The 12,577-nt window shown below is 32.6% G+C and carries 13 protein-coding genes; 7 read left to right on the top strand and 6 right to left on the bottom strand.

Annotation, left to right across the window (positions count from 1 at the left end; genetic code table 11):
* The first annotated feature begins 87 nt into the window (after nt 1–87).
* Complete coding sequence (locus ACH2BG_RS02055; protein ID WP_395046067.1) at nt 88–327, top strand: hypothetical protein; 240 nt, start codon at nt 88–90, stop codon at nt 325–327.
* Here the strand turns inward: ACH2BG_RS02055 and recQ are convergent.
* Nucleotides 324–2,519, bottom strand: a complete 2,196-nt coding sequence (recQ, locus tag ACH2BG_RS02050) for a DNA helicase RecQ (protein WP_395046066.1) — start codon at nt 2,517–2,519, stop codon at nt 324–326. The two genes, ACH2BG_RS02055 and recQ, sit on opposite strands and share 4 nt — an antisense overlap.
* An 85-nt stretch (nt 2,520–2,604) precedes the next feature.
* Between recQ and ACH2BG_RS02045 the strand changes: the two genes are divergently transcribed.
* From ACH2BG_RS02045 to lptB, 4 genes are all read left to right on the top strand, one after another.
* A complete protein-coding gene (locus tag ACH2BG_RS02045) occupies nt 2,605–3,570 on the top strand; it encodes an SIS domain-containing protein (RefSeq protein WP_395046065.1) in 966 nt (321 codons plus the stop codon).
* Nucleotides 3,570–4,394 (top strand): twin-arginine translocase subunit TatC, encoded by an 825-nt coding sequence (gene tatC / locus ACH2BG_RS02040; RefSeq protein WP_395046064.1) that lies wholly within the window; start codon nt 3,570–3,572, stop codon nt 4,392–4,394. The genes ACH2BG_RS02045 and tatC overlap by 1 nt, the downstream gene beginning before the upstream one ends.
* Nucleotides 4,375–4,722 carry a carboxymuconolactone decarboxylase family protein gene (locus tag ACH2BG_RS02035; RefSeq protein WP_395046063.1) on the top strand — a complete coding sequence of 116 codons (348 nt, stop codon included), beginning with the start codon at nt 4,375–4,377 and terminating at the stop codon, nt 4,720–4,722. Before tatC ends, ACH2BG_RS02035 begins: the two co-directional genes overlap by 20 nt.
* Before the next feature lie 88 nt (nt 4,723–4,810).
* Nucleotides 4,811–5,551, top strand: coding sequence for an LPS export ABC transporter ATP-binding protein (gene lptB, locus ACH2BG_RS02030; protein ID WP_394758851.1), 741 nt, complete (start codon nt 4,811–4,813; stop codon nt 5,549–5,551).
* 190 nt (nt 5,552–5,741) lie between these two features.
* Here lptB and ACH2BG_RS02025 read toward each other — a convergent pair whose 3' ends face one another.
* The 5 genes from ACH2BG_RS02025 to ACH2BG_RS02005 form a co-directional block, all read right to left on the bottom strand.
* Nucleotides 5,742–6,281 (bottom strand): OsmC family protein, encoded by a 540-nt coding sequence (locus tag ACH2BG_RS02025; RefSeq protein WP_395046062.1) that lies wholly within the window; start codon nt 6,279–6,281, stop codon nt 5,742–5,744.
* Nucleotides 6,282–6,289: 8 nt separating this feature from the next.
* Complete coding sequence (locus ACH2BG_RS02020) at nt 6,290–7,579, bottom strand: trans-sulfuration enzyme family protein (RefSeq protein ID WP_395046061.1); 1,290 nt, start codon at nt 7,577–7,579, stop codon at nt 6,290–6,292.
* 1 nt (nt 7,580) lies between these two features.
* Nucleotides 7,581–8,627, bottom strand: coding sequence for a flavin-containing monooxygenase (locus tag ACH2BG_RS02015; RefSeq protein ID WP_395046060.1), 1,047 nt, complete (start codon nt 8,625–8,627; stop codon nt 7,581–7,583).
* A 268-nt stretch (nt 8,628–8,895) separates the two neighbouring features.
* A complete protein-coding gene (locus tag ACH2BG_RS02010) occupies nt 8,896–9,711 on the bottom strand; it encodes a glycoside hydrolase family 25 protein (protein WP_395046059.1) in 816 nt (271 codons plus the stop codon).
* Nucleotides 9,712–9,718: 7 nt separating this feature from the next.
* Nucleotides 9,719–10,456 (bottom strand): CDP-alcohol phosphatidyltransferase family protein, encoded by a 738-nt coding sequence (locus ACH2BG_RS02005; protein ID WP_395046058.1) that lies wholly within the window; start codon nt 10,454–10,456, stop codon nt 9,719–9,721.
* 191 nt (nt 10,457–10,647) lie between these two features.
* Here ACH2BG_RS02005 and ACH2BG_RS02000 point away from each other — a divergent pair, with 191 nt between their 5' ends.
* Both ACH2BG_RS02000 and ACH2BG_RS01995 read left to right on the top strand, forming a co-directional pair.
* Entirely contained in the window at nt 10,648–11,640 is a 993-nt protein-coding gene (locus tag ACH2BG_RS02000) for a PorV/PorQ family protein (protein ID WP_395046110.1), read from the top strand.
* Nucleotides 11,641–11,650: 10 nt separating this feature from the next.
* Nucleotides 11,651–12,577, top strand: a 927-nt coding sequence (locus ACH2BG_RS01995; protein ID WP_395046057.1) for a DUF4105 domain-containing protein, incomplete at its 3' end; no start/stop codon positions are given.

Here is a 12,577-nt window from a genome sequence, read left to right as displayed (position 1 = left end):
TTGCAAAAGTAAGAATTTGAAGTGGATTTATAAATGAGTTTTATAACTAATAAACTTTGTAACTTTGCGCATTAGAAACTTTATAAAATGTCTAGACAAATAAAACTAATTTGGGATTTTAGAGGACAAGCTGCTGCAAAAACTGCCGAACACCACGAAATTCATTTGAAAGAATACATTGTTATTGAAAAATTTCCTTTAAACATTACAGGTTTTGAAGTAATAAATGATATGCACGCTATCGCTTTTATGGTTGTGACCGATGAGAATATGATTGCCGTTCGTGATGCCCTAAAACCACATCGTGGAGAAGTTTATTTAGTCTAATTCGCAACTTCGCTAATAAACTTAATTCGCATTAATCGTAATTCATTAATATCATAATCGCCATCAAATTCCTTGAGCGCGTCTTCTATATCATCAGATTCGGATTCCATAAAATAATCATGAATTTCTTCTTGCTGATCGTCGTCTAGCATTTCATCAACCCAATATTTTATATTTAGTTTGGTACCAGAATTTACAATTTGCTCCATTTCTTTGAGCAACGTATTCATATCTAAACCTTTTGCTTTAGCAATATCTTTGAGCGATAATTTCCTGTCAATATTCTGAATAATGTACAGTTTATTTACTGAATTTGCTCCGGTAGATTTGACAACCAAATCGTCTGGACGCATAACCTCATTATCTTCTACATAACTAGAAATAAGTTCTATAAAGTCTTTTCCGTATTTCTTAGCTTTCCCTTCTCCTACTCCGTGAACATTACTTAACTCGTCTAAAGTAATAGGATATTTAAGTGCCATATCTTCGAGCGAAGGATCTTGAAATACTACAAACGGAGGTACTCCTAGTTTTTTGGCTACTTTTTTACGCAAATCACGCAACATAGACATTAGTGCTTCATCTGCAGTTCCTGACACTTTTGAGGCTGACACAATAGCTTCGTCTTCGGTTTCGCTGTACTCATGATCTTCTGACATCATAAATGATTGTGGATTTTTTATAAAATCCAATCCTTTATCTGTAACTTTAATAATCCCGTAAGTTTCTATATCTTTTGATAATAATCCGTCTACTAAAGCCAATCTTAAAACCGCCATCCAATACCTTTCATCGAATGCTTTTCCGCAGCCAAAAAGTTTTTGAGTATCGGTTTTATGCGCCTTAATCATTGCATTTATTTTTCCCATAAGCGTATATACAATTTCTTTCGATTTGTATATGTGCTTGGTATCTCGAATTACTTCTATCAGTTTTACAACTTGATCTTTGGCTTCAACTTGCACCTTTGGATTGCGCATATTGTCATCCATATCGCCGCCGTCACCTGTTTCATTGTCAAATTCTTCTCCAAAATAATGCAATAAAAATTTACGTCGTGACATAGAAGTTTCGGCATAAGCCACCACTTCTTGCAGTAAGGCAAAACCAACTTCTTGCTCGGCAACTGGTTTCCCAGACATGAACTTTTCTAGCTTTTCTACATCTTTATACGAATAGTAAGCCAAACAATGACCTTCGCCACCATCACGACCTGCACGACCTGTTTCTTGATAATAACTTTCTAGTGATTTTGGAATATCATGGTGTATAACAAAACGAACATCTGGCTTGTCTATTCCCATTCCGAAAGCAATCGTTGCCACTACAACATCTACATCTTCCATGAGAAACATATCTTGGTGTTTGGCTCTAGTTTTTGCGTCTAATCCTGCATGATAAGGCACTGCCGAAATTCCGTTTACTTGTAAAACTTGTGCAATCGCTTCAACTTTTTTGCGACTTAAGCAGTATATAATTCCAGATTTACCTTTATGTTGCTTAATAAAACGAATAATATCCGATTCAACATTTTTAGTTTTGGTACGTATTTCGTAGTATAAGTTTGGTCTATTAAATGATGCTTTGAAAGTATTTGCATCAGGCATATCGAGATTTTTCAAGATATCTTCTTGCACTTTTGGCGTAGCAGTAGCTGTTAGTCCAATAATTGGAACATCGCCGAGTAATTTTATGATGTTTTTTAAATTCCTGTATTCTGGTCTAAAATCGTGTCCCCATTCTGAGATGCAATGTGCTTCATCGATGGCTACAAAAGAGATTGTTTCTTTTTGAAGAAAAGCAACATATTCGTCTTTTGTAAGAGATTCTGGTGCAACATATAATAATTTGGTTAAGCCAGAAGAGATGTCTTTTTTAACCTGAGCAATTTCGGTTTTTGTTAAAGACGAATTGAGTACATGAGCAATTCCTGCTTCCGAAGACAAACTTCGTATCGCATCGACTTGATTCTTCATTAAAGCAATAAGTGGCGAAACAACGATTGCCGTTCCTTCTTGCATCAATGCAGGCAACTGATAACACAAAGATTTACCGCCACCAGTAGGCATAATTACAAACGAATTGTGCTTGGCTACGATACTTTTTATCACCTGTTCTTGTAAACCTTTAAATTGGTTAAAACCAAAATATTTTTTTAATTCCTTGTGAATATCAATTTCGTGTGAATTCATTCTTTAGTAATAGTATTTTATATAAATTTGCGGGAACATAAAGATACAAATTTCTTTTACATACACAAATTTAAAATATTCTGTTTTGATATCAAAAGAAAACATATTGGCTTCAGCCAAAAAAACGATGTTGTCAGAAAGTCAATCAATTGCTAAACTAACTGATTATCTTACCGATGACTTCGTAAAAACTGTCGAAATTATTTATCAATCTAATGGAAGATTGGTCGTTACAGGAATAGGGAAAAGTGCTATTATTGCTCAAAAAATGGTAGCAACTTACAACTCGACTGGAACACCAAGTATATTTTTGCATGCTGCCGAAGCCATTCATGGTGATTTAGGCATGGTTCAGCCGGATGATGTAGTCATTTGTATTTCAAAAAGTGGCAATAGCCCCGAAATAAAAGCTTTGGTTCCAATCTTGAAACGTTTTGGAAATACCTTAATTGCAATTACTGGAAATATGACTTCCTTTTTGGCTAAAGAATCTGATTGTGTTTTAAACACTACGGTCGATGCCGAATCTTGCCCCATTAACTTAGCGCCTACAAATAGCACTACTGCACAACTAGTTATGGGTGATGCAATCGGAGTTTGTTTGATGGAAATGAGAAACTTCAAAAGTGAAGATTTTGCAAAATACCACCCAGGTGGCGCTTTGGGTAAAAAATTATTACTTCGTGTGAGCGACATGCTCGATATGAGTCACAAACCAATGGTTAGTCCAGATTCATCTATTAAAAATGTGATTTTTGAAATTTCAGAAAAACGTTTGGGCGTGACTGCAGTTGTAGAGAATGAAAAAATAATTGGAATCATTACCGATGGTGATATTCGTAGAATGCTAAACAATAATGATACTTTTTCGCACCTTACGGCTAAAGACATTATGACTAAAAATCCGAAAACAATTCAATATTCAGCCATGGTTGTTGATGCTTTTAACATTTTAGAAGATTTTTCAATTACACAATTGGTTGTAGAAAACGGAGATAAATATGCTGGCGTTTTACATTTACACGATATTTTAAAAGAAGGAATAGTATAATGGCAAAGAAAAATCTCAGCGAAATGTCATTTCTTGACCATCTTGAAGAATTAAGATGGTTGTTAGTACGAAGCACCATCGCTATTATTGTTATGGCGTGTGTTGTTTATTCTTTTAGCGATTATATATTCGATACTATTATTTTTGGACCAACAAATGCTAATTTTATCACTTACCGTTTTTTTTGTGATGCTTCACATTATTTAGGGTTTGCCGATAGTATTTGCATTACCGAATTGCCTTTTATCATTCAAAACACTAGTATGGAAGGACAAGTAAATGTATTTGTCTGGACTTGTATTACAGCAGGATTCATCCTTGCATTCCCTTTTATTTTATGGGAATTATGGAAATTTATTAGTCCCGCATTGTATGACAAAGAAAAGAAAAACGCAAAATTATTTATATTCTCAGCATCCATATTGTTTTTTTTAGGGGTTTTGTTTGGTTACTTTGTTATAGTCCCTATGTCTATCAATTTTGTGGCAACATTTAAAATTAGTGCTGTCGTAAAAAACGAATTCAATCTCGATTCGTATATCGGAATGATAAAAACATCGGTTATTGCCAGTGGTTTATTTTTCGAATTACCAATCCTTATTTATTTCTTAACCAAATTAGGATTAGTAACTCCGAATTTCTTAAGAACTTACAGAAAATATGCTGTTGTAATTGTTCTAATTATTGCAGCAATTGTTACGCCACCAGATGTTGTGAGTCAAATTACGGTCGCAATTCCTATGTTATTAATATATGAAGCCAGTATATTTATATCGGTATTTGTAGTAAAAAAAGAAAAAAAAAATGAGCAACTTAGCAACTGAATTTAACGATTATCGTTCTAAAATGAACGACAAATTATTAGCTGACAACAATAAAGTCATCAAAAGAATTTTTAATCTCGATACCAATGCATTTACAGAAGGCTTACTCGATGTTCGCACTAAAGAGCTTTTAGGATTAGTCGCTTCTGCGGTTTTGCGTTGTGATGATTGTATCAAATATCATTTAGAAACCGTTCACAAAAATGGAATTACAAAAGAAGAGATGATGGAAGCCATGAGTATTGCCACTTTAGTAGGCGGAACCATAGTGATTCCTCACTTACGTCGTGCATACGAATTTTGGGAAGCACTTGAGGAAGAAAACTAAATAATTGTTAATTTGTTGATTTGGTAATTCGTTAATTCGTTAATTTACCGAATTAACGAATTACCAAATCAACAAATAACCATAAAGAATGATATTAAGAGCAGAAAACTTAGTAAAAACCTATAAAGGCAGAAGTGTTGTAAAAGGCATTTCGGTCGAAGTAAATCAAGGAGAAATTGTAGGTTTATTAGGTCCGAATGGCGCTGGAAAAACTACTTCTTTTTATATGATTGTAGGTTTAGTAAAACCAAATTCTGGGAATATTTATCTAGATGATATGAATATTACCGATTATCCTATGTACAAACGAGCACAAAACGGTATTGGATATTTAGCACAAGAAGCTTCTGTTTTTAGAAAACTGAGTATCGAAGATAATATTTTAAGTGTTTTGCAACTCACAAATTTATCTAAAGCGGAACAAGAAGCAAAAATGGAATCGTTAATTGATGAATTTAGCTTGCAACACATTCGTACCAATCGCGGCGATTTATTATCAGGAGGAGAACGTCGTCGTACCGAAATTGCGCGTTGTTTAGCAACCGATCCTAAATTTATTTTGTTAGATGAACCTTTCGCAGGAGTAGATCCCGTTGCTGTAGAAGACATTCAGAGAATTGTAGCCCAACTTAAAAATAAGAATATCGGAATTTTAATTACAGATCATAACGTACAGGAAACACTAGCTATTACAGACAAAACATATTTGATGTTTGAAGGTGGAATCTTAAAAGCGGGTGTGCCAGAAGAATTAGTAGAAGACGAAATGGTTCGCAGGGTTTATTTAGGTCAGAACTTTGAGTTAAGAAGAAAGAAATTGGAGTTTTAATTAGAATATTTAGAGAACCGAATGAAAAATAGGACGGAACCCTATAAAGTATGTAAATAAAAAATAATGAGGCTTTAAAGCCTCATTATTTTTTCGCGAAATTTTAAATTTCACAAAGTCTTATTAAAAAAGAGGAATTATCAAATTATTCATTTTTCAGGAATTTCGTTACTTAAAAAAGTAACTCATATTATAATTCATTCAAAGTTCCTACCATCTTTACTTCTGAGGCTACTGTTGCATAATTTGGTGAATGACGCATTACTCTTTTCATTAAAGTTTCATATTGTTCTTTACTTCCATTTCCTTTCACATTAAAAGTATATTTTAACTCTGGAAATCCTACGTGATCGGTTTCATCTATTCCTAAAAAACCTTTCAAATCTAATTCACCATCAATTTCTAACGATAAACTTTCTAAAGCAATTTCCATTAAACTGGCACCAGCAATAAAGGTAACTGCCATACAACCAGCTAATCCACCTAACAAATACTCTTGTGGATTAGGAAAAGAATTGATGCCTAATAACTGTGCTGGCTCGTCAATAGTAAATTCGAAATTTCGAACTAATTTATGGTCACCCAATTGCATATTTTTTGTCTTAACAACCGATTTTGTTCCAGAAACCCAATTCAATTCGATTCCGTATTTTGCTTTTCCTTCTTTTGGCGAAGTTTTTACTTCGTTTGCAAATTCGCTTAAACCTGCAATATTTATATTATTTAACATAGCTTATATTATAATGTGTTTAATACTCTTTCAAAATCTTTTTTCAAATCTTCAATATCTTCAATACCTACGGATAATCTCACTAATCCTTCATTAATACCAATTTCTTTTTGTTGATTTTCTGTTAATGAGGCTTGAGAAGTATTGTAAGGCAACGATCCCAAACTTTCTACACCACCTAAACTGGTAGCTTGTTTGGTTAGTTTTAAATTATCTAATAAATAATGTGCTGCTTTATTTCCGCCAACAACTTCAAAACTCATCATTCCAGAACATTTTCCGTTTAACTGTTTTGCAGCTAATTCGGTTTGTGCATAACTTGGAGAACCTGGATAATAAATTCTTTTAATTTTTGGATGATTCTCTAAATATACGGCTAATTCTTTTGCGTTTTGGTTATGAGTTCGCATTCTAATGGCAAACGTTTTTAAACTCCTTTCTAATAAAAAACAAGCATGAGGGTCTAATGAACCACCGTTTTTTAGCATTTGCCCCCAAACTCCGTCCATTAATTTACGAGAACCAGAAACCGCTCCAGCAACAATATCAGAATGTCCTCCTAGATATTTTGTTCCTGAATTAATAACCAAATCTACACCATAATCAAGCACTCTTAAATTATAAGGTGTTAAAAAAGTATTGTCGATAACGACTCTTAGTTTGTATTTTTTACCTAAAGCAACTAAATCTTCAACAGGCACCATTTTTAACAACGGATTGGTTAACGATTCAAAATACAACAATTTTGTATCTTCCTGAATAGCAGCTTCAATTTCATTGATGTCTGTTGGAGACACATAACTTACTGACATTCCGAAACGTTGCAAATCCTCATACAATAAATTATAGGTACCACCATACAAATCTCTTGATGTTACCATGTGGGAACTTTTCTCCAATACAGACAAAATAGCTGAAGAAATAGCAGACATCCCTGAAGCAAAAACAATGGTACTTTCTGCGTTTTCCAATGCAGATATTTTTTCTTGCACTGCCCACTGCGATGGATTTCCATAGCGGGTATATATCATTTGATCTCTAGCGCTACCTTCGTGAATAGAGTCATACACACCTTCTGAAAGGTAAAAAGTAGAGCTTTGATAAATTGGTGTCCCCAATGCCTTTGTTAACGGGTCGTCATATTGCCCAGAATGCACAGATTTTGTAGAAAAATCGCACGATTCGTATCTGTTAGTAGTTAAACTAGGACCATTTTGTCTTTCTCTTTTAAGGTCGTTAAACCACATAGAACCGTCTGCTCTATGCTCTTTTCCTAAATCATCAAAACATTCGTTCATTTTAATTTTTTTTAGTTTTAATTATATTTGCCAAATAACTTGCGTCTTTAGATACTCCCCCTAATGTGGCAGAGCCTCTGGTGTACATCCATGGTAATCCAATAAAATAGAGACCTTCGATATCACTTACGCCTCTGTAATTTTTGGGATAGTTGTCATTGTCTAATTCTAAACCATCAATCCAGATAAAATTGGGACGATATCCAGTTGACCAAACAATATTTTTAATGTTAGAAACTTCCTTCTTCTCAAAATAAATAGTTTCCTCTAAAGCATCATTTGTTCTCCCCACGGCAATGACATTGCTGCGTGAAAGAATCTCTTTTACATCGGTACCAATAACGGGTTGTATGTTGGCTCTAATTTTTTGTCCTATCCAACTGTATTTGTTAAATCTCAAAAAACCAATTAATGTAAACCACCACCAAAGTGTTTTTCCTAAAAATTCTTGTGGAATAGACTTCACATTCGTATCTCCAGAGAAATAAACGGTTCTACATTTATCTTTAGAAATTTCATCTAAAATTTGATAGCCAGAATCTCCTCCTCCAACCACTAAAGCGTCACCTTCTTGTAATTGATTTATAGATTTGTAAAAATTACTATGCAATTGCGTTATCTCTCCAGTAATTTTTGAATAAAATGCTGGTATATAAGGTGTATGAAATGGTCCTGTTGCTACAATTACATTTTTAGCTTCAAAATACCCATCCACATGGCTAATAAGAAAACCATTTTCCGTCTTTTTTACTGAAGTAATTAAGGTATTAAACTGTATTGGAATTTCAAATTTCGCTACATATTGCTTAAAGTATTTTGCCACATCGTGTTTATCAGGATAATATCCCTTGGGAGTATCAAATTTTAATCCTGGCAAATGGTTGTATTCCGTTGGAGTAAATAATTTTAAAGAATCCCATCTACTTAACCAAGATCCTCCTATTTCATTTCCGCTATCAACTACTAAATAGGTCTTATCGAGTTTTTGTAAATGATAAGACATTGATAATCCTGCTTGAGCTGCTCCGATTATTACAAAGTCTAACATATGAAGTTAATTTGTTTTTTTTTACAAATATAAAGTTATATAAATAATATTTTAATAACAATACTAAAAATCAGCAAATTAAACTACACAAATAGATTTTTTTGGATAATTTTTCTTATTTAAAATAAAAGAAAAAATAAACACAGAATATTTTTCTAGACCATTCTACTCATTTTAAATAATTATAATAATGCAAAAATATCTTAGTCCTTAAAATAAAGGTAGAATAGTTATTCTCAAAATTAAATCTGTATTTGTACACGGGGAATTAATCTATCAACAATTCCTTCAAATCTAAAGAAGTTCCGTTATAAATATTTACATCTACACAACCTTTTATTCCGCTTACTTTTCCGTTTTCGGTTACTTGCCAAACAGACCAATCGGAATCAATATCAGTATAAAAAGCAGTATAATTTGCAATCCAGAAAGGATAATCTGAGAAATCTTCTTTTAGAAAATCGTTGTAATAACTTTCGCTACTGTAAATAATCGGTTTTACACCATAATGTTTTTCGACCACATCTAGCCAACGTTGCAACCCAACTTTTAACCTTTCGATAGATTGTTCTTTGGGTAGTCTTTCAATATCCAACACAGGCGGAAAATCACCTTTATGCAATCTGACATTTTTAATGAAATTATTGGCTTGCTCGATCGAATTTTCGTTGGGACGATAATAATGGTAAGCACCACAAATAAGCTTACTCTCTTTGGCTTTTTTCCAATATTTTTTGAACTTATAATCTCTTCTATCATTACCAACAGTGGCACGAATAAAAACAAATTCGACAGGAAAACCACCTTCTATTTCTTTGGGACTATCCCAATCTATTTTGTCTTGGTATTCAGAAATATCGATACCGAAGGATTTTTCGATGTGTGCATCTAATACTTTATCGAGCGGAGCAATTCTGGTTTCTACAATAATTTTATCGGTTTTAAAACCTAAATAATAGGTCAAAACATTTCGCTGACTGTATATAATTAGCAAAATAAATGCGATAAAAAGACATTTGTAAAACGTATTGCTCTTAAAAAATATTTTTTGCTTTTTAGACTTTACTGATTTTCGTACAGCCATTAATTTATTATTTTTTATTAATCATATTATTCACAACCGAAAGCAAGACATAAAAAACAATAATCATAGAAATTCCTAAATATCTAAAAACAAGCAATAACAATACCGAAGAAGCCAAAAATAAAACTTGTAAAGCATTTTTCTTGAAGGTAAAATCTTTTACTTTCAATGAAAATAGAGGAATTTCGGCATTCATAACATAAGCACTAACTATAGAAATTGCAATAAGAACCCAATGATTTTGAAGCGAACTTGTAATAAACTCTAGGTTTGGATTTAGCAAAACAAGAGGCAAACTCAAAATAAACAAAGCATTGGCAGGCGTTGGCAACCCTATAAATGAATCTGTTTGACGGGTATCGATATTAAAATTTGCCAAACGATAACAAGCCCCAAGAGTTACTATAAATCCTAAAAAAGGCAAAATCATTACCGAATTATCCCAAGAAGAAATACTAATTGTTTTTTCTTCTCCAAACGATTTCAAAAGCAATTGAAACATAATAACGCCAGGCACAACACCACTGGTTATCATATCTGCCAATGAATCTAATTGCAAACCCAATGGACCCGAAACCTTAAACAATCGAGCAAAAAAACCATCAAAAAAATCAAAGAAAATACCCAAACAAACAAAATAAAATGCCAATTCGAATTCTTGCTGAAATGCAAAAACCAGAGCAATGCAACCACAAAAAAGATTTAACAAAGTGATAATATTGGGAATATGTTTTTTGATGTTCATTTGAAATAATTTAATTATCGATTCAGCAAATTTAACACAATAAGTTTATACATCGATGCGTTTATTATATCAGATTTTTATTTAATCTTTGTACAAATTAATTTTCATTGAAAAAACTCATACTTTTTATATTTTTAGTAACATTTAGCTTTACAAAAGCGCAAACGATTCGTAAATATTCGAACGAATTTATGAATATTGGTGTCGATGCTCGTGCTTTTGGCATGGCAAACACTATGGTGGCGCATTCTGGCGATGTAAATTCGGGTTATTGGAATCCCACAGGTTTACTAAAAATCGAAGACAGTGAAGCTTCTCTTATGCATGCTAATTATTTTGCAAATATTGCACAATATGATTATGCAGCTTATGCTAAAAAAATAGATGATCGTAGTGCTTGGGGTGCATCTATTATACGTTTTGGTGTTGATGATATTCTGAACACCACCCAATTGATTGATGCCAACGGAAACATAGATTACAACAGAATTAGCTTATTTTCGACCGCAGATTATGGTTTTACCTTTTCTTACGCCCGAAAATTGCCAGTACAAGGATTTCAATATGGTGTAAATGCTAAAGTAATTCGCAGAATTATTGGAGATTTTGCAAGTTCATGGGGATTTGGTTTCGACTTGGGTTTTCAATTTGAAAAAAACGATTGGCAATTGGGACTCATGGTTCGTGATATTACGACTACTTATAATATTTGGAATATTAATGAAAAGGAATTTCAAAAAATAAAAGACGCACAAACATTAAACCCGTTACAAAACCAAGATTTACCAGAAAGTAGCGAAATCACTTTACCAAAAGTACAACTTGGTGTAGCTAAAAAATACGAATTTCATAATGACACAAGCTTGTTGGCTTCAGCAAATTTGAATATGCAATTTCAACAAACAAATGATTTAATTTCTACAAGTTTTGCGAGTATAGATCCCGCTTTAGGATTTGAATTTGGTTATAACAATTTGGCTTTTTTAAGAGCTGGTTTTGGTAATTTTCAAAAAATACAACAAATTGATGGTAGCAAAAAAATAGGATTTCAGCCTAATCTTGGCGTGGGATTTCAGTACAAAGGAATTGCTATCGATTATGCACTAACCGATTTAGGAAACCAAAGTGCTGCTTTATATTCAAACGTATTTTCGTTGAAAGTTGATTTAAGTATCTTCCGATAAATTTGTTCCAATGACAAAAAAAACACTTTTTCTGTTTTGTTTTATACAATTTTCGATGGGCTATTGCCAACAATTTTCCATTTCCGAGAACACAAAAATTAGCATTATCACCGTAGGACTTGCTGACGAAGTACATTCTTTATACGGACATACTGCATTGAGGATCCAAGATTCTAAATTGAATATCGACTTGGTTTACAATTACGGAATGTTTGATTTTACTACAGAAAATTTTGTTGCAAAATTTACAAAAGGAGATTTACAATATTATGCGACATCTTATCCTTATGTAGATTTTGAGTACAGTTACAGAGAAGACAATCGTTCTATTTTCGAGCAGGTTTTAAACTTATCTCTTATTGAAAAACAGAATTTATTTAACAAACTAAACACTTCCCTTTTACCAGAAAATACATTTTATACTTATAAATTTATCGATAGAAATTGCACCACAAAAGTGATTGACATTGTAAATGAAGTACTGGAAAACAAACCCATTGTTAAGAAAAATATTAATAGTTCAACATACAGAGAAGTTTTATATCCGTATGCTGAAAATCATTTTTATGAGCAATTGGGCATTAATCTAATTTTTGGAAGAAAAGTAGACGATCAGGCCACTGCTATTTTTCTTCCGTTAGATTTATATGATAATTTAAAAAACATTTCACACAAGAACAAACCTTTAGTTTCTGAAACAAATACTATTTTTGAAGCCAAAAGAAAAACTCCAATTTCTTATTTGAATAGTATTTATTCATTGATAGCTATATTATTATTGTTTGTAATTTTGAATAAAAAAGCAACTAATATTATTTATTTTTCCGTTTTGGGATTCATAGGATTATTGTTTTCTTTCATGTGTATTTACTCTTTTCACAAAGAATTATACTGGAATTATAACATTTTACTACTCAATCCATTGTTTTTATTTCTT

It is taken from the genome of Flavobacterium sp., from assembly GCF_043779715.1.
Lineage (GTDB): Bacteria > Bacteroidota > Bacteroidia > Flavobacteriales > Flavobacteriaceae > Flavobacterium.
The sequence above is the reverse complement of the archived record's forward strand: the minus strand, read 5'-3'. Positions and strand labels throughout refer to the sequence as shown.

Excerpts from the sequence above, each read along its gene's own strand:
- ACH2BG_RS02035 (WP_395046063.1), top strand. The coding sequence starts at position 4,375 with ATGAGCAACTTAGCAACTGAATTTAACGATTATCGTTCTAAAATGAAC.
- recQ (WP_395046066.1), bottom strand. The coding sequence starts at position 2,519 with ATGAATTCACACGAAATTGATATTCACAAGGAATTAAAAAAATATTTT.
- ACH2BG_RS02020 (WP_395046061.1), bottom strand. The coding sequence starts at position 7,579 with ATGAACGAATGTTTTGATGATTTAGGAAAAGAGCATAGAGCAGACGGT.
- tatC (WP_395046064.1), top strand. The coding sequence starts at position 3,570 with ATGGCAAAGAAAAATCTCAGCGAAATGTCATTTCTTGACCATCTTGAA.
- ACH2BG_RS02015 (WP_395046060.1), bottom strand. The coding sequence starts at position 8,627 with ATGTTAGACTTTGTAATAATCGGAGCAGCTCAAGCAGGATTATCAATG.
- ACH2BG_RS02010 (WP_395046059.1), bottom strand. The coding sequence starts at position 9,711 with ATGGCTGTACGAAAATCAGTAAAGTCTAAAAAGCAAAAAATATTTTTT.
- ACH2BG_RS02005 (WP_395046058.1), bottom strand. The coding sequence starts at position 10,456 with ATGAACATCAAAAAACATATTCCCAATATTATCACTTTGTTAAATCTT.
- ACH2BG_RS02025 (WP_395046062.1), bottom strand. The coding sequence starts at position 6,281 with ATGTTAAATAATATAAATATTGCAGGTTTAAGCGAATTTGCAAACGAA.
- lptB (WP_394758851.1), top strand. The coding sequence starts at position 4,811 with ATGATATTAAGAGCAGAAAACTTAGTAAAAACCTATAAAGGCAGAAGT.
- ACH2BG_RS02000 (WP_395046110.1), top strand. The coding sequence starts at position 10,648 with ATGAATATTGGTGTCGATGCTCGTGCTTTTGGCATGGCAAACACTATG.
- ACH2BG_RS02055 (WP_395046067.1), top strand. The coding sequence starts at position 88 with ATGTCTAGACAAATAAAACTAATTTGGGATTTTAGAGGACAAGCTGCT.